Raw genomic sequence first — 23,553 nt, forward strand, 5'->3', positions numbered from 1 at the left:
GATGCAGTATAGCTTTGTGCTGCCGGCGGATTACGACACGGGCGTGATCCGCGAGCGCATTGCGGTGAAGGGGCCGTTGCTGGATGAGTTGCCGGGATTGGTCTTCAAGGCGTATCTGCATGCGCTTGAGCCGGAGCAGACTTATGCGCCGTTTTATTTGTGGCGCGATGAGGAGGCGATGCATGGCTTTCTCAATGGGCCGGCGTTTGCTGGTGTGGCGCGGGCGTTTGGCTGGCCGTCTGTGAAGACGTGGACGCCGTGGCATGCAACCGTTGGCGCGAATGTGCGGCAGGCGCGGTTTGCCACGCGCAGTGGCGCGGTGATTGCGCCGTATAGCGTGTTGTCTGAACTGCGTCTGCAGGAAGAGACGTATGCGCGGCAGGCGTTGGCGCAGGGCGCGCTGGCGGTGGTGATTGGCTTCGAGCCGGTGACGTGGACGATCACGCGCATATGCCTGTGGCGCGATGCGCCGCCGGCAGCGGGCGAGCAGCGCTACGATGTCGGCCACGTGTCCGCGCCGGGCGTAGCGCGGGCGCGAGCGAGCGGCAAGCGGGGTTAGCGTAGCAGGAGCAAGGCTTGCTGCGGCAGGGCGTTGGCTTGGGCGACGATGGAGGCGCCGGCAGCGCGCAGGATTTTGGTGCGGGTGAGCTGCGTCGCTTCGTCGGCATAGTCGGCGTCGAGAATGCGCGAGCGGGCGGCCGATAAATTCTCGACCGTGTTACTCGCATTGCTGGCGGCGGCCGTCAGGCGGTTCATATCCGCGCCGAGCAGCGCGCGTACATCGTTCACTTCATCCAGTTTGCCGTCGAAGTAATCCAGCGCGTCGCTGGCGCCGGAGAAGGTCGACAAATCCATCGCTGGCTCGCCCGCCGTGTAGGTGGCGCGTGGCTGGTAGTCCGGCGCGCCCGAAGCCACCGACGCTTGCTTGCCGGCGACCAGCCCCGCCTGCGCCGGATTGTTCCCAGCGATGCGCATATTGTGCGCGCCCGGCTGCGGTGCCTCATTCACCGTCAACGTGCCCCGGTTCGTCCCTGCCGCCAGTCCCAGCGAACCAAGCGCACCGGCCACCGCTTCCGACAGCACAATGTCGCGGCCATCCACTGCCGTCAACGTAATCGTGCTGCCACTGGCGCTAGCCGTGACACCGCTGGTGCCTGCAGTTGCGCTAATCGCGCCCGCGGCATTGGCCGCACGCGCCGCCGCCGTGCCGCCGCCGATCGCGCCCACATCCACACCATTGACCGAGAACGCCGCACTCGCCAGCGCACCGCCAACACTAACGCCGCCGTCCAGCGTAGTGGTGGCGCTGGCGGTGATGTTGCGAATATTGGCGCGGTTGATCGCCGCTGCCGCCGCGAACGCGCTGCCGGCACTCTGCCCCGCCTGGGCACCAGCCGACGACGCCCCCACCACTGCGCCATTGATCACCACATCGCCATACTTCAACGCGCCTAGCACCGTGGTGCCAACCGCCGTGGCCTGCTGCGGCGCTATGTCCACCAGGCCGATTGAATAGCCGGCCGTGATCACCGCCTGCGGAATCGCCAACTGCATGATCTGACCGGACTGCGCGCCCACCTGTAGCTGCTGCGAGAACGAACCATCGAGCAGCTTCTGGCCGTTGAAGCGCGCGCCGTCGACGATATCGGCATTTGCCGACACCAGCGCGTTCACCTCGTTCTGGATGGCCGTGCGGTCAACCTTGCTGTTGGTATCATTGGCCGCCTGCACCGCCAGTTCGCGCATGCGCTGATAGTTCTCGTTGATCTGTCCCGCCGCGCCATCGGCCACCTGCAGTGCCGAAATACCATCGTTGATATTTTGATTCGCCCGCCGCATGCCGTTGATCTGCGATGTCATGCGCGAACTGATCGCCAGCCCTGCCGCATCGTCGCGCGCGGAATTAATCCGCTGCCCGCTCGATATGCGCTGCAAATGCACGTTCATATCCTCGCCAGCGCGCGTCAAGCTGCGCTGGGCGTTCAAGGATGTGATGTTCGAGTTGATTTGCATGGGCGGTCATCGTCCCAAGCGCGGAATTGCGCTTGTCGTCTAAATAACGGCCATGCAAAGGGGAACTTGAAAGGAAATTGCGCTTAACCGGGCAACAATTCCATGCGCTCGCGCGCCTGCGCCAGCTGCAATGGATCCATACGGCTGGCCGCATTCGGCAAATAGCGCGCAGCGGCGTTGTAGCCGGAGCGTTCCGCCATGGTCAACCACATCCACGCTTGCGCGGCATCCGAACGCACGCCCTGCCCGGCCAGGAACATCAGGCCGAGATTGAACTGCGCCCGCGTGTGGCCCTGCGATGCTGCCTGCAGATACCAGTGATAGGCCTGCGCATAATCCTGCGGCAGGCCGAGGCCATTGTCGTAGCGCAGGCCAAGCGCGAACTGCGCCTGCGTGTGGCCCTGCTCCGCCGCCTTCTGATACCACTGGTTGGCTTGGCGGCAGTCCGGCTGCGGGCCTTCGTCGTTGTCGTACAGGAGGCCAAGGCTGTACTGGGCCGCCACATAATCCTGCTCGGCGGCGCGGCGGTACCAGCTCATCGCCTTGCGATAATCCTGCGGCACACCGCGCCCCGTTTCATAGCGCAGGCCAAGGTCGAACTGCGCGCGCAAATGGCCTTGGTCGGCCGCCTTGCGATACCAGAAAATCGCTTCCTGATGATCGACCACCACGCCGTGGCCAGCGTCATAGATCAAGCCCAGATGGTACTGCGCGCCGGGGAAGCCCTGCTCCGCCGCCTTGCGATACCAGAACTGCGCCTGCTCGTAATCCTGCTCCACGCCCTGTCCGTGATCGTAGCGCAGGCCAAGATTATTCTGCGCCGCCGCGTGTCCCTGCTCGGCCGCCTTGCGATACCAGTCCAGCGCCTTCTGCTCATCGCGCGGCACGCCTTGCCCATTATCGTAGATCAGGCCCAGATTGAATTGCGAGCTGGCGTGATCCTGCTCCGCCGCGCGGCGATACCACAGGATGGCCTTCTGTGCATCCTGCGCAATGCCGTCGCCCTTATCAAAGCGCAGCGCGAGGTTGAACTGCGCCGGTGCGTAGCCTTGATCGGCCGCCTTGCGATACCACGACATGGCCTGTCCCACATCCTGCGGCACGCCTTGCCCATTGTCGTAACGAAGACCGAGATTGAACTGCGCGCGCGCATAGCCCTGCTCCGCTGCCTTGCGATACCAGAAGATAGCCTGCTTGAAGTCCTGCGGCACGCCCTTGCCGGTGTCGTACATCATGCCGAGATTATTTTGCGCGCCGGCATCGCCTTGTTCAGCGGCCTTGCTGAACCAGTGCATGGCCTGCAGCGTATCGTTAGGCACACCCTGGCCTTTGGCATACAGCCAGCCAAGGTTGTACTGCGCGGCCGCATAGCCCTGCTCCGCCGCCAGGCGATACCACGCCGCCGCCTCTTCGAAATTCTGCTCGACGCCCTGGCCCTTCTGGTACATCACACCCAGGTTGTACTGCGCGTGTTCGAGGCCCGCCTGCGCGGCCTGGCGATACCACACCACGGCCAGCTCAAAGCTCTGCGCCACGCCCTGTCCATTGAAATACATAAAGCCCAGGCTATGCTGGGCATTGGCGACGCCGCGTTCTGCCAGTCCCTTGACGCGTAGGAATTCAGCTGTGTATGTACTGCCGTTGTTCGCGTCGGCTTCGTTGGGACTGTATTTCGTCATGCTGTCTTATCAGGCTTGGATCGCAATCATCGCCGGTTGATCATCTTCGACGGTGGTGGGCACCGCGTGCAGCATAGCGACCGATGGCGACGACCGGCGATTCTGCTCTTGCAATACATCGATAAAACTCGCCAGCGAAATCGGGCGATGGTACAAATAACCTTGCATGGTGGTGCAGCCGTTGGCCTCCAGATAGCGCGACTGCACCTCGGTCTCCACGCCTTCCGCCACCAGGTGCAGGCCAAGCCCGCGCGCGATAGAGATGATCGCCAAAATGACCGGGTAGTGGCCATGCTCGTCGTGGATCTCTTTGACGAAGGACTGGTCGATCTTGATGGTGTGGATCGGGAAGCGGTGCAGGTAAGCCAGCGACGAGTAGCCGGTGCCAAAATCGTCAATCGCTACCGACACGCCCAGCTGGCACAATTTGTTCAGCTGTTCAATCGCATACTGCGGATTGCGGATGCAGATGTTCTCGGTGATTTCGACTTCGATCTGCGCCGGCGAAATGCCGTAACGCGTCAGCGCGCCGCGCATCTTCTCGAAGAAATCGCCGCGGTCCAGATATTGCGGCGACAAATTCAGCGACAGACGCAGCGCATCGCCGCCGTGGGCATTCCATTGCAGCAGGTCGCGGCACAAGGCGCCCAGCATCCAGTCGGAAATCGGCAGCATCAGGCCATTCTCTTCGGCGAACGGCAGGAACTCGCCGGCCGACAGCAAGCCGCGCTGCGGATGGTTCCAGCGCATCAGGCCCTCCGCGCCGATGATGCGGCCCGTGGCCACGTCGACTTGCGGCTGGTAGTACATTTCCAGTTCGTTGAACTCCAGCGCCTTGCGCAGCGCCTGTTCCAGTGCGATCTTCTGGTGCGACACATCCAGCATCGAGTTGTGATAGAAGCTGTGGCCATTTTTGCCCAACGCCTTCACCTGATACATGGCGATGTCCGCATGGCGCAGCAGTTCGTCGATGGTCTCGCCGTCGCCCGGATAAATCGCGATGCCGATCGAGGCCGAGATGTGCACCTGATGGCCATCGAGGTCGAATGGGCGTTGCAGGCTTTCGAGGAATTTATCGGCGATGGCCTTGGCGTCCTGGCGGTCGCGCAGCTCCGGCAGCACGATGGTGAATTCGTCGCCGCCCTGGCGCGCCAGCGTGTCTCCACGGCGCAGGCAATCCTTGAGGCGTTGCGCTGCCTGTTGCAGCAGCTCGTCGCCCTTCACGTGGCCCAGCGTATCGTTCACCAGCTTGAAGCGGTCAAGGTCAACAAACATCACTGCCAATTCGGTCAGCTTGCGCTTGGCCTGGATCACCGCGAGGCCAAGGCGGTCCTTGAACAACATGCGGTTCGGCAGGTCGGTCAGGATGTCGTGATACGCCTGGTAGGAGATCACTTCCTCGGCGCGCTTGCGGTCCGTGATGTCGCGCGCCACACCGTAGGTGCCAAAGAACTCGCGCGTCTTCACTTCGTGATCCGGGATGTGCATGCCGATCGCGTTCAGCGAGATCGTCATCAGCGTGTTGTTGAAGGTGCGCTCAACACCACCACCGATATTGCACTTCAAACGCAGCTCGACGTTGCGCGAGGCGCGTTCATCGACGCGGCGTTCGTTGAAGGCGTAGCGCGCGCGCTCCTGGTCTTCGTCGTGCACCAGTACAGAGTAATGGCGGCCAATCAGCTCTTCGCGGGTGAAGCCCAGCAGCTGCGTCACGCGGTCGTTCACAAAGGTGAACTTGCCTTCGTGGTTCAAGGTGTAGATGATGTCCGGCGACGAATCGACCAGATAGCGATACATCTTCTCCGAGTTTTCCAGCTTCGATGCGATGCGTTCATTGTCGATGGCGAGGCGGCGCTTTTGCAGCGCGTTCTCCACCGTCTTGAGCAGCTCCTCGCGGCTGTAAGGCTTGCGCAGGTAGTCGTAGGCGCCGCGTTTCAGCGCGCCGATGGCCGCTTCGATGCCGACGTCGCCGCTCATCACGATCACGTCGCCGTCGATCTCGCGCGCGTTGATGTAGTCCATGATCTCGTGGCCGCTCATGTCGGGCAGGCGCAGATCGAGCAGGATCAAATCGAATTTCAGTTTGGTCAGCTGGGCCAGCGCTTCGCTGCCGCAAGTGGCGGTGACCAGGTGGTAGTCACGGTCGCGCAGCAGTTCGTACAGGGATGACAGCAGCCGGGGTTCATCATCAACCAGCAGCAGGCGCGGACGGTTATCGTTGGAGAGAGCTTCGACAGGGGCGAGGTCGACAGGGTTCAGGTTCATCATGGCCTTAAACGGAATCCATCACCCGCGTTTGCACGCCGGCGACTTGGCTGGTACTGCCCTTGGCGGGCAGCAGGATTTCAAAGGTAGTACCCGTTTTGCCGGAGCGGCAGGTAATCAGGCCTTGCATTTTCTTGACCAGGCTATGGACGATGGACAGTCCCAGCCCGTGATTGGCCCCTTCCTTACTGCTGCGCACAGGCGAGAACAGGTTGGCCAGCACGTCGGCCGATAGACCCGGACCGGTATCACTCACCACCAGTTCCAGATACAGCTTGCGTTCACGGTTCACGTGACCGCGATTCGAAATCTCGATCTTGCCGCCGTCGCCCAGGGCTTCAACAGCGTTCTTGATCAGGTTCACCAGGATTTGTTTGAGCAGGTCGGCATCACCGTCGATTTCGGCCGGTTCCTCCTGCATGCGCACCACGATCTGCACCGAGGCCGGTATGAATTCAGTGGCGCGGAATAAACGCAGCACGTCGTCCACCACTTTGCCCACATCGGTAGTGCGCGCCGTTTCGGTCGGCTGCAAATCGGCCAAGCCGTTAATCAGCTGGCCGACGCGGTCGATCTCTTCGTTCAGGATCGACATCTCACCCACCACCGGCTCGCGCTTGGCCAGTTTGCCGTCGAGGACAGACAGGTAGTTCTTGATGATCGACAGCGGGTTGTTCACCTCATGCACCACGCGGCGCGAGGCTTCGCGATATTCTTCCGCCACGTGGGCGATCTGGCGCTTGGCGTGACCGCGTTCGCTGATTGCGGTTTCCAGCGACGCCGCAGCCTGTGTGCCGAACGATTGCAGGAAGCGTTCGCGCTTTTGCAGGTGCGGCATCTGCCAGGCCGGCGTGCCGCCGATCAGCACACCGAGGCAGCGCTGGTTTGCCACCAGCGGCAGGCACACCATGCTCTCGCTGCCGAGAATGCGGAACAGCTGTTCTTCCGACACGTTGAGCATCTGGCCTTCGCGGTTCACGTAAGCCAGTTTGCGCTCCAGCGCAGACTGCGCTACCGGGCCGCCCTTATTCAAGGGGATGACGAATTCCGCCAGCCGTTGCTGGCCTTCGCCGGTCGCCATGCCGTGCAGCGCGTGACCGGTTGGATTCTCCAGCAGCAGGACAGCGTTTTCAAAATCGAACAGGATGCGCGCCGAGCGGGTGATGGCTTCCAGCAGGCCCGCTTCGCCGTGTTGGCGCGCGAAGGTCTGGCCCATCTCGGACACCAGCATGATGTTGCGCACTTCTTCCGACAGCCGTTGCTGCACTGGGTCTACCAGCGGCGGCGCGTATGCGGTCGGCGCCACGATATCGTCGGCCCCGGCCAGATCGATGCCGAGGTAATTGGCCGACTTCTCCACTTGGCGCGCGGCGTTCTTGATGATCAGTTCCAGCTGGCCGGCATCGAGGTTGCACAGGCGCGCCGATTCGGCGATGGCCTGTTCCTGGTCGTCGTGGCAGCACAGCAGGTGCGCCAGGCGCACCATGCGGATCAACGGATGCGCCGCTTCCAGGCGCGTGATCGGCTCGTGGTGATACAGCACGCTGTCGGCCAGGAAGGAATCGAGATTCCAGCGCTCGATCAGCCATGCGCCGGCTTCCGAGTGGGTGATTTGCAGCGTACGTTGTTCGACCGCGCACAAGTCTTCATCGTCGCGCGCGGTGAAGTTGAAGGCGTATTCTTTCGGCGCGGTGGCCAGCAGCGCGAGACGGCCGACGTTGTGCAGCAGGCCGGCGAGATACGCTTCCTCGACGTGCGGGTATTCCATCTGTTTGGCGATGTCGCGCGCGATGACGGCGGTGGTGAGCGAGCCTTTCCAGAAGCCGCGCAAGTCGGTGCTACCCGAATGAGGGAAGCTGTTAAAGGTCTGGAATACCGATTCGCTGATCACCAGCGTCTTGATCATGTCGGTGCCGAGCGACACCAGCGATTGTTCGAGGCCCACCGTGCGCTGGTTGCGGTGGTAGGCCGAGCTATTGGCAACGGTGAGGATTTTGCTGGTCATCGCCGCATCTTTGGCGATCAGCGCGGCGAGTTCCGGCATGCCGGCGTCGTCAGCCTGCAAGTGCTCAATCAACTTGATGAGTATCTGCGGCATAGCCGGCAGACGGGCAATCAGCAGTCGATTGCGAATATCATGGTCAGATTGTTGATGCATCGTATCAAGCATTGCCGCCAATAGACATCGATCAGGGGGCGGAACTTAACGGCAAAATTCCACCAACGTTAGGTTTTATGCGGTTTCCAGCCGGTTTTTGGGGATGGAAACATTGCCTCAAAAAATTATATTATCATAAAGTCTGATAATAACTTAACAGCAAGCAAAATTTCTTTCTAAACTAAGTCAATTTCCTGCCGTTAATAATTATCGTTCCGGATAGCGCGTTAGCATGCTCCGGTAATAGCGCGACGTCAACCACAAAACGAGAGCAGAGGCACTAAAGCCCATCTGTCCTGCGGCTAACCACAGCGCGGAGTGTGATAGGAAGGGCGCAATCACCCCTGCCACAATCGCCCCCAGCAGGGTCACGGCGAACGATTGGCACGAGGCCACCGTGCCACGAATGTGGGGAAAGAGATCCAGCGCCAGCAAGGTCGCCCCCGGCGCCACCAGCGACATCCCGAAGGTATAAAACAACATCGGCAGCACGGTCCACGGCAGTGCCGGCGGCAGGAACACGTGGTAAATCAGGTTCAGCGCGGACGCCGACAGCAGGAAACAGAAGCCGATGCCGATCTGTCGCGAAAATGTCATTTTTCCGGCAATGCGATTCGCCGCCAGCGCGCCGAGGAAGATCCCGGCCACCGAAGGAATAAACAGCCAGCCGAATTGCGAGGCGCCGAGATGCAGCTCCTGCGGCAGGAATACCGGTGCGGCCGAGATGTAGATAAACAGGCCGGCGAAGTTCAGCGCCACTACGCCGGTCTTCAGGTGGAACAGCGGCGAGCGCAAGATCTCGCTGTAGTTACGGGCCAGGAAGCGCGGGTTGAACGGATGGCGCTTTTCCGGCGGCAGCGTCTCGGGCAGGCGGCGGTAGCAGAAAATGAACAGCAAGATGCTGTACGCCAGTAGCGACAGGAAGATGGCACGCCAATCAAATAGCGTCACAATCCAGCCGCCAAGAATCGGCGCGATGGCCGGGGCGATCGAGAAGATCATGGTCACCAGCGACAGCAGGCGCGCAGCCGCGGCGTCGGCGTACAGGTCGCGGATGATGGCGCGGCCCACCACCACCCCGGCGCCAGCTGACACGCCCTGCATGATGCGGAACACCCACAGGTAGTGCACCGTGTGCGCGGAAGCGCATCCCAGCGTGCCGATGGCGAACATGGCCAGCGATACTAATATGACGTTGCGGCGGCCGAAGGCGTCGGACAGTGCGCCGTGCCAGAGGACCATGCCGGCGAAGGCCAGCATATAAAAGGTCAGGCTTTGCTGCACTTCCAGCGGTGTGGCGTTCAGCGTGGACTGGATGTTGGGGAAAGCAGGAAGATAAGCGTCGATGGAGAACGGGCCGATCATCGACAGCCCGGCCAGCATGGTGGCAAGAGCAGCGGCAGTCAACGGCTTGCGGTGCGGCGGCTCGGGCGGAGGAAAGTCCTCGATGGTGTCCTGGTCGGGCAGGTCGGCTGGAGGTGTGGGCAGCATAAATCGTTTTCCTATTTGATCTGCCCTGCCCGCCGTCATTCCCGCGCAAGCGGGAATCCATACGCAGCGTGCGGGCATGCGATGCATGGGTTCCCGCCTGCGCGGGAACGACGTGCGTTTACTCTTTTGGCTTGGCAGCTTCGCGGCGGTTAAAGCCTGCCACCATATCGAAGCGGAACAGACGGCATTCCAGCGCGCCGTTGAAGAATGGCGTCTTGCGCGCTTCCTTCAAACGCAGCAGCTTAGGCACGCCCAGATCCGCCGTGAACAGGAATACCGTCCAGCCGGCGAAGCGCTGTTTCAGCGTGCTGCTGAAATCTGCATAGAAGCTGTTGGCCAAATCATCCTGCGCCAGCGAGCTGTCGCCACGCACACCGATACGCTCGCCGTACGGAGGATTGGTCAGCAGGATGCCCGGCTGCGCGGTTGGCGCCTGCACTTGCTGCGCTTCGATCTGCTTCAGCGGCACATCAAACAGAATGCCTGCGCTGCGCAGGTTGTGACGCGCCATCGCCACCATGTCGCCCGAGATATCGGAACCGAAAATGGTCGGCTCGGCCGGCAGCGGATTCGGTTTGATCGAGGTCTTCATGTCCATCCAAGGCTGCGGATCGAAGTCATGAAACTTCTCGAACGCGAAACTGCGGCGCGCGCCCGGCGGCACGCCTTGCACCATCTGCGCTGCTTCGCACAGGATGGTGCCGGAACCGCACATAGGGTCGAACAGCGGCATGCCCGGCTTCCAGCCCGACACGCGCAGCAGGCCAGCGGCCAGGTTTTCGCGCAACGGTGCGTCGCCGGTTTCGGTACGCCAGCCGCGCTTGAACAGCGCTTCGCCCGAAGTATCCAGATAGACGATGAACTGGTGCGCATCAACGAAGCCGAAAATGCGCATGTCCGGTTCCTTGGTATCAACCGACGGACGCTTTTTGTATTGATCGAGGAAGCGGTCGCAGATCGCATCTTTGATTTTCAGCGTGGTGAACTCCAGGCTTTTCAGCGGCGACTTCACCGCCGTCAGGTCGACGCGGATGGTATGGTCGTAGCCGAACCACTCTTCCCACGGCTGCGCCAGGGTCAGGTCGTAGATATCGTTCTCGTTCTTATAGCCGCCAGCGGCCATGCGCATCAACACGCGCGAGGCAATTCGCGAGTGCAGGTTGATGCGATACGAATCCGTGAGGTCGCCGGAAGCGTGCACGCCGCCAGGGACTTCGTTGTGCACCTTCATGGTGGTGCTTTGTTGCGCGATTTCGCGCAGTTCTTCGGCTAACGCCGCTTCCATGCCGCGTGGGCATGGGCAAAAGAAGGATGCCATAGGTGTACCTTTTGTCCGTTAAAAAAAACTGCCGTTTTACGATTAAAACGGCTTCACTACTACCAAAATCACGATCGCCAGCATGATGAATACTGGCAGCTCGTTAAATACGCGGAACCACTTGTGGCTACGTTTGTTTTCGCCGCGTTCAAACTTTTTCAGTATGCCGCCGCACATGTGGTGATAGCCGATCACCAGCACCACCAGCGTCAATTTGGCGTGCAGCCAGCCTGGCATGTGCACGCCGTACTGCATATAAACCAGAATCGCCCCGAACAGCACTGCAAACACCGACAACCACATCGAGAACCGGTACAACTTACGCGCCATCAGCAGCAGGCGCGCGGTGGTGTTCTTATCGGTCTCCATCGCCATGTTGACGAAGATGCGCGGCAGGTAGAACACGCCGGCCATCCAGGCGATGACGAAGAAAATGTGCAGTGCTTTAATCCAGAGCATGTAGTTCCTTAATTGCGTACTTCACCGTGGCCGAACACCACGTATTTCAGCGAGGTCAAACCTTCCAGTCCGACCGGGCCGCGTGCGTGCAGCTTGTCGTTCGAGATGCCGATTTCCGCGCCAAGGCCATATTCAAAACCGTCCGCGAAACGGGTGGAGGCGTTGATCATCACCGAGGCTGAATCCACTTCGCGCAGGAAGCGCATCGCTGCCGAATGGTCTTCGGTGATGATGGACTCCGTGTGCTTGGACGAGTAGGTGCTGATGTGATCCATCGCCTCGTCCATGTCGGCTACGATCTTGACCGACAAAATCGCGGCCAGGTATTCGGTCGACCAGTCTTCTTCCGTCGCATCGACCAGGTGCGGATAGCCGGCGGCGGCGAGGATCGCTTTCGCTTCAGCGTCCGCGCGCAGCTCGACTTCCTTGGTCGCATACAGCTTCGCCAATTCCGGCAGCACGACCGGCGCAATCGAGCGCGCCACCAGCAGCGTCTCCATCGTGTTGCAGGTGCCGTAGCGATGGCACTTGGCGTTGAAGCCGATGTCCAGCGCCTTCTTCATATCGGCTTTGCTGTCGATGTAGACGTGGCAGATGCCGTCCAAATGCTTAACCATCGGGACAGTCGCTTCCGCCATCAAGCGTGCGATCAGACCCTTGCCGCCGCGCGGCACGATCACATCTACATACTGCGGCATGGTGATCAGCGCACCGACAGCAGCGCGGTCGGTGGTGTCGACGACTTGCACGCCATCTTCGGGCAGGCCCGCTCCAAGCAAACCTTCCTTCACCAGCTTGGCCAGCGCGCGGTTGCAATGGATCGCTTCCGAACCGCCGCGCAGGATGGTGGCGTTACCGCTCTTGATGCACAGGCCCGCCGCATCCACCGTCACGTTCGGACGCGATTCGTAAATGATGCCGATCACGCCCAGCGGCACGCGCATCTGGCCGACTTGGATCCCGGTCGGGCGGAATTTCAAACCGGAGATCTCGCCGATCGGATCCGGCAGCGCGACGATCTGGCGCAAGCCTTCCACCATCGTGGCAATCGCCTTGTCCGACAAGGCCAGGCGATCCAGCATGGCCGGCTCCAGCCCATTGGCGGCAGCGGCGTCCATGTCCAGTTTATTGGCGGCGCGCAGGGCGTCGGCGTCACGTTCAATTGCATCGGCGATCAGCAGCAGCGCGCGGTTGCGCTGCGCCGTATCGGCGCGGGCCATCGCGCGCGCAGCCTTGCGCGCCTGCTGCCCCAGTTGTTCCATGTAGTGCTTGGTGTCCATCGTTGTCCCGTTCGAGCGGGTCAGCCGCGGGCGACCTTCAACGCCAATTGGAGCATGGCGTCCCATGCGTCGCCTGCATGCGCTTTCGCGCGCAGACCCTTGATCATCTTGTCCACTTGCGCGGCGTCCTGCATTGCCGCTTCCAGCGTTGGCAGCGAAATGCGGCGCAGCGCGGGATCCATCATGCGTTCTTTCGGTCCCCAGATGCGATGCTCTTTCAGCAGCGCGCCCAGAGGCCGGCCTTGCGCCATGCCCGCCTTCAGCTTGAGCAGCGTGCGGATCTCGTCCGACACCGCCCACAACACCAGCGGCAAAGCCTCGCCCTCGCCTTTCAGGCCATCCAGCATGCGGATCAACCGCGCCGGATCGCCTGCCAGCATCGCTTCACTGAGCTTGAACACATCGTAGCGCGCCACATTCAGCACCGCCTCGTGTATCTGCTCGTAAGTGAGCTTGCCCGGCTCGTGCAGCAAAGCCAGTTTTTGAATCTCCTGATGGGCCGCAAGCAGATTGCCTTCCACGCGGTCTGCGATGAAATCAATGCTCTGCCGGTCCGCGCTCTGCCCTTGTTGGGCAAGGCGCTGGCCTATCCAATTGGGCAAATGCGCCCGTTCCACCTGCGGGATGTCGATATACACCGCCGCTTGCTGCAGCGCGGTCACCCACGCTGCTTTCTGCGTCTGCCAATCTAATTTCGGCAACGTGATCAGAGTCAGGTTATCCGGACTCAGATCCTTCACATAATTTTGCAGCGCCGCGCCGCCATCCTTGCCCGGCTTGCCGGTCGGGATGCGCAGCTCGATCAGCTTCTTGTCGCCAAACAGCGATAAAGCCTGATTGGCCGCCAGCAGTTCGCCCCACTTGAAGCTGCGCTCCACGGTCAGCACATCGCGCTCGGAGTAGCCTTGCGCGCGCGCTGTCTTGCGGATTTTGTCCGCAGCTTCCAGCGCCAGCAAATGCTCGTCGCTGGTGATCACGTACAGCTGCGACAGCGATTTGCTTAAGTGGCCGTCGAGCGCCTCCAACCGTAATTGCATCGTCTGACCTTACTGCTTCGGCGGCAGCGACACGCCCGGCGTTTTCACGGCGGCGATACGGCGCATCATCTGCTGCACCAAATCGGTCTGCATGTCTTTGTACAGCAGCGCTTCTTCCTGCTCTTTGGCCAGCAGCTGCGTTTCGTTAAAGTCGATCGGGCGCGTCAGCGTGATCGTGGTCGGCGCCAGCAGCTCGCCGCCTTGCTTGTCCAGCACGCGGAACACGATGTTGTAGGTCAGCAGATACTGACGCACGCGGCCATTGCTGTTCAGGGACAGAATGGTTTTGGTCTTGGTCTTTTCAGGATTGGTCAGCACCTCGATCACGCCGTCGGCATCCTTGGCGTCATTGACTACCGTGGTGCCGCCATTGGCGCGGATGTTGCGCTTCAAATCGATCGCCAATGGCGACGACTCCGGCAGTCCCACGTACAGCGTCGGGAATGGCAGCGTGTAATGACCGCTGTCGCCGCGCAGGTGGAAGCCGCAGCCCGACAGCGCCAGCGTCGCCGCCAGCACGGCTGCACTCAGAAACTTGGAAGTAGTCGTCGCCATATCTGCCTTACACCACGATGTTGACCAATTTGCCCGGCACCACGATGATCTTCTTCGGCGTGCCTTCGATGAACTTCTGCACCGCTTCGTTGGCCAGTGCGGCGGCTTCGATGGCGGCTTTGTCAGCGCCCTTCGCTACCACCACGCTGCCACGCAGCTTGCCGTTCACCTGGATCATCATCTCGATTTCCGACTGCTCCAGCGCGGCTGGATCAACTTGCGGCCATGCGGCATCCAGGATGTCGCCAGAATTTTCACCATAGCCCAGCTCTTTCCACAGCACGTGGGTGATGTGCGGTGCGACTGGGTTCAGCAAGCGCAGGAAAATGGCGTAGCCTTCCGACAGCACGGCTGCTTCCACGTCCTTGGCCGATTCCAGCGTGTTCAGCATCTTCATGCAGGCCGATACCACGGTGTTGTACTGGATGCGCTTAACGTCGTAGTCAGCTTGCTGCAATACCTTGTGCACTTCGCGGCGCAGGGTTTTGCTGGCATCGGTGGTGGCAGCGGCGCTCAGTGGCGCGCCGGCGGCGGCGATGGCTTCACGCTGCGCGTAGCCGAAGTTCCATACGCGCTTGAGGAAGCGGTTCGCGCCTTCCACACCACTGCCCGACCATTCCAGCGTTTGCTCTGGCGGCGAGGCGAACATGGTAAACAGACGCGCGGTGTCGGCGCCGTATTGTTCGATCTGCGCTTGCGGGTCGATGCCGTTGTTCTTCGACTTCGACATTTTCTCGGTGCCGCCGATTTGCACTGGCTGGCCGTCGTCCTTGAACACCGCGCCTTGTGGGCGGCCTTTGTCGTCCACGGTCAGGTCAACGTCGGCTGGATTGAACCAGGTCTTCTTGCCGGAAGGGTCTTCGCGGTAATAGGTCTCGTTCAGCACCATGCCCTGGGTCAGCAGGTTGGTGAACGGCTCGTCGAATTTCACCAGGCCGAAGTCGCGCATCACTTTGGTCCAGAAGCGCGCGTACAGCAAGTGCAGAACAGCGTGTTCGATACCGCCGATGTACTGGTCCATCGGCATCCAGTAATCGTTGCGTGCATCGACCATCGAATCCGCGCCTGGCGAGGTATAGCGCATGTAGTACCACGACGAATCGACGAAGGTATCCATGGTGTCGGTTTCGCGACGCGCTGGCTTGCCGCACTGCGGGCAGTCGCAGGTCAGGAAGGCTTCGTACTTGTTCAGCGGGTTGCCGCTGCCATCAGGTACGCAGTCTTCCGGCAGCACCACCGGCAGGTCTTTCTCAGGCACCGGCACCGAGCCGCAATCGGCGCAGTTGATCATCGGAATCGGCGTGCCCCAGTAGCGCTGGCGCGAGATGCCCCAGTCACGCAGGCGGAAGGTGATCTTCTTCTCGCCCAGGCCTTTGGCAGCCATGTCGGCGGCAACGGCATCCACGGCTTCTGCGTAACGCAGGCCATCGTACTTGCCGGAGTTGGTGACGATCGAAACTTCCTTGTCGCCGTACCACTCTTGCCATGCCTCGGTCGAGAATTCCTGACCTTCAGCTTTGATGACTTGTTTGATCGACAGATTGTATTTTTTGGCGAAGGCGAAATCGCGTTCGTCGTGCGCAGGCACGCCCATCACCGCGCCGTCGCCGTAGGTCATCAGCACGTAATTACCGACCCAGACTTCGACTTGATCGCCGGTGATTGGATGGGTGACGAACAGGCCGGTCGGCATGCCCTTCTTCTCCATCGTTGCCATGTCGGCTTCGATCACCGAGCCCAGTTTGCATTCAGCGTTGAACGCGGCCAATTCCGGATTGGTTTGCGCGGCCAGCACGGCCAGCGGGTGTTCTGCAGCGACGGCGCAGAAGGTCACGCCCATCACGGTGTCCGGGCGGGTGGTGAAGACGTACATTTTGCCGTCGGTGATCAGATTGCCGTCGGCATCCTTGATCTCGTGCGGGAAGGCGAAGCGCACGCCGGTCGATTTGCCGATCCAGTTCGATTGCATGATGCGCACGCGCTCAGGCCAGCCTGGCAGCTTGTCGTCGACATAGCCCAGCAGCTCATCGGCGTAGTCGGTGATGCGCGCGTAGTACATCGGGATTTCGCGCTTCTCGATCACCGCGCCCGAGCGCCAGCCCTTGCCGTCGATAACCTGCTCATTGGCCAGCACGGTCTGATCGATCGGATCCCAGTTCACGGTGCCGGTCTTTTTGTAGATGATGCCTTTTTCCAGCATCTTCAGGAACATCCACTGGTTCCACTTGTAGTATTCCGGCTTGCACGCGGTCATTTCCCGCGACCAGTCGATGGCCAGGCCCATCAGCTCCATCTGCGAGCGCATGTGGGCGATGTTGGAGTAGGTCCACTGTGCTGGCGGCACGTTGTTGGCCATTGCCGCGTTTTCCGCAGGCATGCCGAACGCATCCCAGCCCATCGGCATCAGGACGTTGTAGCCGTTCATGCGCAGGTAGCGGTACATCACGTCATTGATCGTATAGTTGCGCACGTGGCCCATGTGCAGCTTGCCCGATGGGTAAGGCAACATGGAGCAAGCGTAGTATTTACCTTTCGGGAAGCGCGGATCGTGTTCGACGGCTTTGTAGGCGTCGATCGCCTTCCAGTGGGATTGAGCGGCTTTTTCTACGTCGGCGGGACTATATTTATCTTGCATGATGGTGTACGGCCAATTAGTGAATATGAACCGGACATTATACCTTGAGCTACGCCAGTACGGCGCGGCTGGCAGTGTCAACCTGTATAGGAGCGTATCTGATGTTTTATCGGGAGTATCCCCCTCACCCGGCTTTGGCGGCGCATGTGGAATGCGTTTGGGCGGCGCGTGCGCCGGGGTTTGCGCATGCGCATCGGGTGTTACCGGATAATTGTGTGGATATTCTTTGGCAGGATGCAGGTCAGCCGGGGTTTGCGGTCGGCATGATGAGTTCGGCCATCCTGGTTGCCAGCGAGCAGTCGGTGCGGACGCTGGCTGTGCGTTTCAAGCCGGGCATGGCGAGACTGTTTCTCGCCACGCCGCTGCATGCGATTACCGATCAGCGGGCAGATATCGACTTGCTGTGGGGCCGCAGCGATGCCGACCGGCTGGCCGATGCGCTATGGGAAGGCGATGCCTCCGAGCGCCAGCGGCTGGCAATCATCGAGCGGGAGTTGCTGCGGCGGCTACGAGCCGCCATTGCCGCCGCGACGCCACGCGGCGCGGCACTCGTGCAGCAGGCGCTGCGTGCGCTGGAGGGCAGCGGCGGCGCGCTGCGCGTCGAGGAATTGGCGGCGCAACTGAGCGTCTCGCGCCAGCATCTGGCGGCGCAGTTTCGCCAGCATGTCGGGCTTTCACCCAAGATGTTTGCGCGGATTTGCCGCTTCCGTGCGGCCACGGCAGCCATCCGAACCACGCCCACGCCGGAGTGGGCGCAGCTTGCGCTCGACTGCGGCTACTTCGATCAATCCCACCTGATCCACGATTTTCAAGCGCTGACGGCCACCACGCCCGAGCGATTCCATTTTTCCAATCACCGCGTTGCCTGATGTGCCATGATGGTGTTTTGACTATCTGGAGACACACATGATCAAGGGATTGCGCACGGTAGCCTACCCAGTGGCTGATCTGGCCGCGGCCAAGGAGTGGTACAGCAAGGTATTCGATACCGCGCCCTACTTCGACCAGCCATTCTATGTCGGCTTCAATATTGGCGGCTTTGAACTGGGCCTGATCCCGGACGGCACGCCCGGCACCACCGGCAGCGCGGTTTACTGGGGCGTCGATGATATCGAAGCGGAAGTCGCCCGCATCCTCGCTTTGGGCGCTACGGTGCACCACCCAATTCAAGACGTCGGCGAAGGCATCCGCACGGTGGAACTGGCCGATCCTTTCGGCAACACGCTGTGCCTGATCCTCAACCCGCACTTTGATTTGAAAGCGGTGCGCTAGTGATTGTGGGACAATACTGCCTCAGTAAATAACGAGGTAGTCCCCATGTCGTCCAACCGCCGTAACGCCAATCTCATCAAAACGCCCGAGCAGATGGTTCAAGCCCGTGTCGCCGCCCAACTGGCGGCCGATGTGCTGACCATGATCGCTCCCCACGTCAAACCGGGCGTGACGACGGCCTACCTCGACCAGCTGTGCAACGACTACATCGTCAATGTGCAGCAGGCAATCCCGGCCAACGTCGGCTATGGCGGCTTCCCGGCCACCGTGTGCAGCTCGGTCAACCATGTGGTGTGCCACGGCATTCCATCCGCCGAACAGGTGCTGAAGAACGGTGACATCATCAACATCGACGTGGCCGTTATCAAGGATGGCTGGCATGGCGACACCAGCCGCATGTACTACGTCGGCGAGCCAAGCAAGCCGACACGCAAACTGGTTGAAACGACTTACGCCGCCATGTGGGCCGGCATTCGCGCAGTGAAGCCGAAAGCCACCCTCGGTGACGTCGGTTTCGCGATCCAGACCGTGGCCGAGAAGGCCGGTTACAGCGTGGTGCTCGATTACTGCGGCCATGGCATCGGCATGGTCTACCACGAAGATCCGCAGGTGACGCACTACGGCCGTCCGGGCCAGGGCTTGGTACTGAAGCCGGGCATGCTGTTCACCATCGAACCGATGATCAACGCCGGCAAAGCCGCCACCAAAGAATTGAGCGACGGCTGGACCGTCGAGACGCGCGACAAATCCTTGTCGGCACAGTGGGAACACATGGTGCACGTGACCGAAACCGGCTTCGAAGTATTGACGCTGGCGCCGGGTGAAACCGGCGCCAAGGCCAGCATCCCGAACGCGCTGCCGGCCGGCGTCGAGCCGCCAGCCGCGCCTAGCGCAGCGTAAGTTTCAGGGCCGGCTTCTCACCGTAGTCTTCGTAGCGCTCGTTGAGGCCGGCCACGCAGTAAGTAATCTCTTCCAGAATATCAGGCACGGCGGCCTTCATGGCCTCCGTGTCCTTGATGACGATCTCCAGCAGCTCATTCGGCTTGAGCGAGAATTTGCTCATGCTGTCTTCATCGCGCAGATAGCTCAGGCAATCTACCCAGGCATCCATGGTATTGCCGTAAGAATCAGGAAAACCCATTGCGGCTTTGCACTCGGCGTGGAAGCTGTCGAAATCCTTGATTGCTGCGCCGTTCAATTCTGCGGTAGCCATTATTTTTTCTCCTTGGGGTCGGTGACGAAGCCCAATTTTGTTAGTCCATTACTCTGCGCTGCGGCCATCACCTGGGCCACCACTTCGTAGCGGGTGTCCTTGTCGGCGCGCAGTTGCAGTTCCGGTTGCGGGTCCAGCTTGGCCGCGTCAATCAAACGCGATTCCAATGCCTCCCGCTCCACCGGGTCGTTATTCCAGAAGATCTTGCCCTTGCCGTCAATCGACAGCGTGACCGTCGCTGCGGGCGCTGTTTGCGCGGCGGGCGCTTGCGCCTTCGGCAATTCCAGCTGCACCGAGCCGGTGAACATCGGCGCGGCCAGGATGAAAATCACCAGCAGCACCAGCATCACATCCACCATCGGCGTGACATTGATGTCGGCCATCGGGCCGGGATTGCGATGATGGTTGAAAGCGCCGAAAGCCATGATTTACTTCTTGGTCAGGTAGGCGTGCAGGTCGTGGGCAAATGCATCCAGTTCGGCCAGCGTCAGGCGATTGACGCGGTTAAATCCGTTATACGCCAATACGGCAGGAATCGCTACCGTCAGGCCTATGGCGGTCATCACCAGCGCCTCGCCCACCGGGCCGGCCACTTTGTCGATCTGCACCGTGCCATGCGAGGACACATTGGCCAGCGCATGGTAAATGCCCCACACCGTGCCCAGCAGGCCAACGAACGGCGCGGTGGCGCCAATCGAGGCAAGCAGCGTCAGGCCGCTTTCAAGCCGGTTGGTAGAGGTTTGAATCGCCGCGCGCAGTACGCGCGTGGCTTGCGCCGAACGGTCCATTTCGCCGCCCAGCGATGGCCGCGCCGAGGCAGCCAGCTGTGACGCGCCTTGCTGCGCCAACGGCAGGAAGATTTTTTCAGCGTCGGCCAGCGCCAGCGCATTCACGCCATCCTGCATGCTGGGAGCATCCCAGAACGCCTGCACTGCCGGCGCGCTGCGGCGGATGCGCCACGACGAATAGGCCTTGGCCAGGATGAAGAACCAACTTGCCAGCGACATCGCCAGCAGCACAAACGCTACCGCGTGGCTGATGGCGTCACCCTGCTCCCAGAAGCGGGCCAGAGTGAATTGGCTGGCGGCCGGGTTCATTTGTCTTTCAAGCCCAGCACGTCGTACATGTCGAACAGGCCGGTCGGCTTGTCGGCCAGGTAGCGGCAGGCGCGGATGGCGCCGTGCGCGTAGGTCACGCGGCTGCTGGATTTATGGCTGATCTCGATGCGCTCGCCAATGCCGGCAAACAGCACGGTGTGGTCGCCGACGATGTCGCCGCCACGAATGGTGGCAAAGCCGATCGACGATGGATCGCGCTCGCCGGTCACACCTTCGCGTGCGAACACGCCGTGTTCTTTCAGGTCGCGGCCCAGCGCATCGGCAATCACCTCGCCCATTTTCAGCGCGGTGCCCGATGGTGCATCGACCTTGAAGCGGTGGTGGGCTTCGACGATTTCGATATCGTAGCCAGTCGACAGCGCCTTGGCGGCTTGCTCCAGCAGCTTCATGGTCACGTTGACGCCGACCGAGAAGTTGGGCGAGAACACGATGGCGGTTTTCTTGGCTGCTTCAGCGATAGCGGCTTTGCCCGCATCGTCAAAACCGGTGGTGCCGATTACCAGCTTGATGCCGTGCTCAGCGCAGTACTTCAAGTGTTCGAGGGTCGCTTCAGGGCGGGTGAAGTCGATCAGGTACTCGGCAGCGGCCAGGCCCTTGCCGAACTCCGATTCCACTGCCACGCCAGCCGGCTTGCCGAGGAAGGCGGCAGCGTCGGCCTGCTCCGAACCAGCGCGGTCCAGCGCGCCCGACAAACGGGCATCGTCGGCGTTCTGTACGGCTTCGATCAGGATGCGGCCCATGCGGCCACCGGCGCCGGCGATGGCGATGTTCATTTGGGTCATGCTGTCAAATCCTTGTTATTTCTTGTCAGTGCTGATCGACGTGCCCACCGGGTTGTTGGCCGCCGGGTTGTCGGCGCCAGCTGGCAGCGGCGCGGTAGGCGCCGGCTTGGACAGGATGGCCTCAGTCTCGGCTTCCTTCTTCAGGTTCGGCGTAGGACCGGCGATACGGGCGATGTATTCTTTTTCGGTCGGCAGGTTGCCGCCTTCCCAGCGCGCCACCTTGCCGTCCTTGTCGAAGAACACGATCACGCGGCTGGTGGTGATTTCGCCGTTGCCCTTGGCCAGGCGGAAAGCGTAATCCCAGCGGCTACCGTGGAACGGGTCGGTCAGCAGCGCGGTGCCGAAGATGAAGCGGACCTGGTCCTGCGTCATGCCGACCTTCAACTGCGACAACATTTCCTCAGAGACAAAGTTGCCCTGTTGAATGTCTGGACGATATGGCGAGAAGAACCACATGAAGCGCTGCAGCTGGGTGATGGTGGTGGTTTGCGCGCCCTTGCTGGCGTCCAGCGTTGGTGCACTATCTTTCACATCCGTCGATCGCTCGCCCAGCGTGGTTTTGGTCGCGCAGCCGCCCAGCGCCAGCGCCACGCCTACGGCGGCGGCAACAGGAGTAAAACGGTGCAACAAAGACTGCGAAAAAGCCTGGGTGACGCGCATAAATGTCCTCAATCTGGTCGAGCGGATGTGCCGAAAAACGCTATATCATAAAGCACTGCGCACGGGACGGGGCAAATCTTTGTAACCGGATTAGTCGGAGTACGGTAAACTAGCGGCTAGCTATCGCCAACTATACAAAGAGTCTCCACATGGGTCACAATCCTACCGATCTGAAGGCCAGCGGCCTGAAAGCCACGCTGCCACGCATCAAAATCCTGGATATTTTCCAGAACAGTGAAGTGCGTCACCTGACCGCCGAGGATGTCTACAAGATCCTGTTGGCTGAGAATATGGATGTGGGCCTGGCCACCGTCTACCGCGTGCTGACCCAGTTCGAGCAAGCTGGCCTGCTGAACCGCAATCACTTCGAAACTGGCAAAGCCATCTTCGAGCTGAACGCCGGCTCCCACCACGATCACCTGGTGTGCGTGGACTGCGGCCGCGTGGAAGAGTTTTACGACGAGGCGATTGAAGAGCGCCAGCACGCCATCGCCGAAGAGCGCGGCTTCAAGATTGCCGAGCACGCACTGGCGATCTACGGCAATTGCACCAAGACCGCCTGCCCGCACCGCCCGTAAAAAGCCCCACTGGGGCTTTTAACTCTGACTCAAGGCGTTTGAGAGCAACTTCGCGGTGATATCGACGATCGGTATCACCCGCTCATACGCCATCCGCGTCGGGCCGATCACGCCCAAGGTGCCGACGATCTTGCCGTTGGCCGTGTACGGCGCCGTCACCACACTCATCTCATCCATCGGCACCAGGCTCGATTCGCCGCCGATGTAGATCTGCACCCCACTGGCCTTGGACGACACGTCCAGCAGCTGCATCAGGCCGGTCTTCTGCTCGAACATATCAAACATCTGGCGCAGCGACGTCATGTTGGACGACAGGTCGCTCACTGACAGCAGGTTGCGCTCGCCCGCGATCACCATATCGTCCGAGTTATCAGCCATCGCTTCGCTACCCGCCTCCACCGCCGCCTGCATCAGGCGGCCCATGTCGTCGCGCAGCTGGCGCACCTCGTGCTGCAGGCGCGTATGCACTTCGTCGAAGGCCAGCCCGCCGTAATTCTGGTTGATGTAGTTGGCCGACTGCACCAGCTGTACCGGCGTGTAGTCCACCTCGGTCAGCAGCAGGCGGTTCTGCACATCGCCGTTCGGCGCCACGATCACCAGCAGGATGCGCTTCTCGCCGAGACGCAGGAACTCGATCTGCTGGAATACCGACTCGCGGCGCGGGCTCAGCACCACGCCGGCAAACTGCGACAGCGAGGACAGCATTTGCGCCGCATTGGAAATCATCTTTTGCGGCTGCGGCGCTTGCAGGCGCAGCTGCGCGCCGACGGCCTGCTCGTCCAGATGCTGCACCGTCAGCAGGGTATCGACAAAGATGCGGTAGCCGCGCGGCGTCGGCACCCGGCCGGCCGAGGTGTGCGGGCTGGCCACGTAGCCCAGCTCTTCCAGATCGGCCATGATGTTGCGGATGGTGGCCGGCGACAGGTCCAGCCCGGAAATCTTGGACAGCGCACGCGAGCCCACCGGCTGGCCGTCCGCAATGTAGCGTTCGACCAGGGCCTTGAGCAGTGTTTGTGCGCGAGTATCGAGTTGCATGCTAA

The 23,553-nt window shown here is 61.1% G+C and carries 22 protein-coding genes; 5 read left to right on the forward strand and 17 right to left on the reverse strand.

The window, feature by feature from the left end:
• The first annotated feature begins 1 nt into the window (after position 1).
• Positions 2 to 559 (forward strand): DUF4865 family protein, encoded by a 558-nt coding sequence (locus GTP46_RS13000; RefSeq protein WP_202414263.1) that lies wholly within the window; start codon positions 2 to 4, stop codon positions 557 to 559.
• On the opposite strand, the gene GTP46_RS13005 is transcribed toward GTP46_RS13000, so the two are convergent.
• The 11 genes from GTP46_RS13005 to leuS all read right to left on the reverse strand — a co-directional run bounded on the left by GTP46_RS13005 (position 556) and on the right by leuS (position 16,890).
• On the reverse strand, positions 556 to 2,013 hold the full coding sequence (locus GTP46_RS13005; RefSeq protein WP_161007058.1) for a flagellin N-terminal helical domain-containing protein: 1,458 nt from the start codon (positions 2,011 to 2,013) through the stop codon (positions 556 to 558). The genes GTP46_RS13000 and GTP46_RS13005 overlap by 4 nt on opposite strands.
• Positions 2,014 to 2,096: 83 nt before the next feature.
• Positions 2,097 to 3,692 carry an SEL1-like repeat protein gene (locus tag GTP46_RS13010; protein WP_161007059.1) on the reverse strand — a complete coding sequence of 532 codons (1,596 nt, stop codon included), beginning with the start codon at positions 3,690 to 3,692 and terminating at the stop codon, positions 2,097 to 2,099.
• A gap of 9 nt (positions 3,693 to 3,701) precedes the next feature.
• Positions 3,702 to 5,957, reverse strand: a complete 2,256-nt coding sequence (locus GTP46_RS13015) for a putative bifunctional diguanylate cyclase/phosphodiesterase (protein WP_229258932.1) — start codon at positions 5,955 to 5,957, stop codon at positions 3,702 to 3,704.
• Between the two features lie 7 nt (positions 5,958 to 5,964).
• Complete coding sequence (locus GTP46_RS13020; protein WP_161007061.1) at positions 5,965 to 8,055, reverse strand: HDOD domain-containing protein; 2,091 nt, start codon at positions 8,053 to 8,055, stop codon at positions 5,965 to 5,967.
• Positions 8,056 to 8,322: 267 nt separating this feature from the next.
• Positions 8,323 to 9,606, reverse strand: coding sequence for a multidrug effflux MFS transporter (locus GTP46_RS13025; protein WP_161007062.1), 1,284 nt, complete (start codon positions 9,604 to 9,606; stop codon positions 8,323 to 8,325).
• A 118-nt stretch (positions 9,607 to 9,724) separates the two neighbouring features.
• Positions 9,725 to 10,924: a THUMP domain-containing class I SAM-dependent RNA methyltransferase gene (locus GTP46_RS13030; RefSeq protein WP_371869655.1), complete on the reverse strand. Its 1,200-nt coding sequence runs from the start codon at positions 10,922 to 10,924 to the stop codon at positions 9,725 to 9,727.
• 42 nt (positions 10,925 to 10,966) lie between these two features.
• Positions 10,967 to 11,383: a CopD family protein gene (locus GTP46_RS13035; protein ID WP_161007063.1), complete on the reverse strand. Its 417-nt coding sequence runs from the start codon at positions 11,381 to 11,383 to the stop codon at positions 10,967 to 10,969.
• Between the two features lie 8 nt (positions 11,384 to 11,391).
• Positions 11,392 to 12,663, reverse strand: coding sequence for a glutamate-5-semialdehyde dehydrogenase (locus tag GTP46_RS13040; protein WP_161007064.1), 1,272 nt, complete (start codon positions 12,661 to 12,663; stop codon positions 11,392 to 11,394).
• A 20-nt stretch (positions 12,664 to 12,683) separates the two neighbouring features.
• The gene (gene holA, locus GTP46_RS13045; RefSeq protein ID WP_161007065.1) at positions 12,684 to 13,700 is read right to left on the reverse strand and encodes a DNA polymerase III subunit delta; all 1,017 of its coding nucleotides are present in this window, start codon (positions 13,698 to 13,700) and stop codon (positions 12,684 to 12,686) included.
• 9 nt (positions 13,701 to 13,709) lie between these two features.
• Positions 13,710 to 14,255 carry an LPS-assembly lipoprotein LptE gene (locus GTP46_RS13050; RefSeq protein WP_161007066.1) on the reverse strand — a complete coding sequence of 182 codons (546 nt, stop codon included), beginning with the start codon at positions 14,253 to 14,255 and terminating at the stop codon, positions 13,710 to 13,712.
• A gap of 7 nt (positions 14,256 to 14,262) precedes the next feature.
• Positions 14,263 to 16,890, reverse strand: coding sequence for a leucine--tRNA ligase (gene leuS / locus GTP46_RS13055; protein ID WP_161007067.1), 2,628 nt, complete (start codon positions 16,888 to 16,890; stop codon positions 14,263 to 14,265).
• A 101-nt stretch (positions 16,891 to 16,991) separates the two neighbouring features.
• Here leuS and GTP46_RS13060 point away from each other — a divergent pair, with 101 nt between their 5' ends.
• The 3 genes from GTP46_RS13060 to map are packed head-to-tail and all read left to right on the forward strand — an operon-like array spanning position 16,992 to position 19,062.
• Positions 16,992 to 17,759, forward strand: a complete 768-nt coding sequence (locus GTP46_RS13060; RefSeq protein ID WP_161007068.1) for a helix-turn-helix transcriptional regulator — start codon at positions 16,992 to 16,994, stop codon at positions 17,757 to 17,759.
• A gap of 37 nt (positions 17,760 to 17,796) precedes the next feature.
• Positions 17,797 to 18,162 carry a VOC family protein gene (locus tag GTP46_RS13065; protein ID WP_161007069.1) on the forward strand — a complete coding sequence of 122 codons (366 nt, stop codon included), beginning with the start codon at positions 17,797 to 17,799 and terminating at the stop codon, positions 18,160 to 18,162.
• 45 nt (positions 18,163 to 18,207) lie between these two features.
• Entirely contained in the window at positions 18,208 to 19,062 is an 855-nt protein-coding gene (map, locus tag GTP46_RS13070; RefSeq protein ID WP_161007070.1) for a type I methionyl aminopeptidase, read from the forward strand.
• Here map and GTP46_RS13075 read toward each other — a convergent pair.
• From GTP46_RS13075 to GTP46_RS13095, 5 genes are read right to left on the reverse strand one after another with little or no spacing between them, the layout of a single operon-like run.
• On the reverse strand, positions 19,049 to 19,375 hold the full coding sequence (locus GTP46_RS13075) for a barstar family protein (protein ID WP_161007071.1): 327 nt from the start codon (positions 19,373 to 19,375) through the stop codon (positions 19,049 to 19,051). The two genes, map and GTP46_RS13075, sit on opposite strands and share 14 nt — an antisense overlap.
• On the reverse strand, positions 19,375 to 19,800 hold the full coding sequence (locus tag GTP46_RS13080) for an ExbD/TolR family protein (protein ID WP_161007072.1): 426 nt from the start codon (positions 19,798 to 19,800) through the stop codon (positions 19,375 to 19,377). The genes GTP46_RS13075 and GTP46_RS13080 overlap by 1 nt, the downstream gene beginning before the upstream one ends.
• Positions 19,801 to 19,803: 3 nt before the next feature.
• Complete coding sequence (locus GTP46_RS13085; RefSeq protein ID WP_161007073.1) at positions 19,804 to 20,472, reverse strand: MotA/TolQ/ExbB proton channel family protein; 669 nt, start codon at positions 20,470 to 20,472, stop codon at positions 19,804 to 19,806.
• Positions 20,469 to 21,275: a 4-hydroxy-tetrahydrodipicolinate reductase gene (gene dapB / locus GTP46_RS13090; RefSeq protein WP_161007074.1), complete on the reverse strand. Its 807-nt coding sequence runs from the start codon at positions 21,273 to 21,275 to the stop codon at positions 20,469 to 20,471. Before dapB ends, GTP46_RS13085 begins: the two co-directional genes overlap by 4 nt.
• A 15-nt stretch (positions 21,276 to 21,290) precedes the next feature.
• Positions 21,291 to 21,935: an outer membrane protein assembly factor BamE gene (locus GTP46_RS13095; protein ID WP_161007075.1), complete on the reverse strand. Its 645-nt coding sequence runs from the start codon at positions 21,933 to 21,935 to the stop codon at positions 21,291 to 21,293.
• Between the two features lie 149 nt (positions 21,936 to 22,084).
• Here GTP46_RS13095 and fur point away from each other — a divergent pair, with 149 nt between their 5' ends.
• Positions 22,085 to 22,513, forward strand: a complete 429-nt coding sequence (gene fur / locus GTP46_RS13100) for a ferric iron uptake transcriptional regulator (protein ID WP_161007076.1) — start codon at positions 22,085 to 22,087, stop codon at positions 22,511 to 22,513.
• Positions 22,514 to 22,531: 18 nt separating this feature from the next.
• Here the strand turns inward: fur and hrcA are convergent, their stop codons facing one another.
• Positions 22,532 to 23,548 (reverse strand): heat-inducible transcriptional repressor HrcA, encoded by a 1,017-nt coding sequence (hrcA, locus tag GTP46_RS13105; protein ID WP_161007077.1) that lies wholly within the window; start codon positions 23,546 to 23,548, stop codon positions 22,532 to 22,534.
• Positions 23,549 to 23,553 lie beyond the last annotated feature (5 nt).

The organism is Duganella flavida, from assembly GCF_009857445.1.
GTDB classification, from domain to species: domain Bacteria; phylum Pseudomonadota; class Gammaproteobacteria; order Burkholderiales; family Burkholderiaceae_D; genus Rugamonas; species Rugamonas flavida.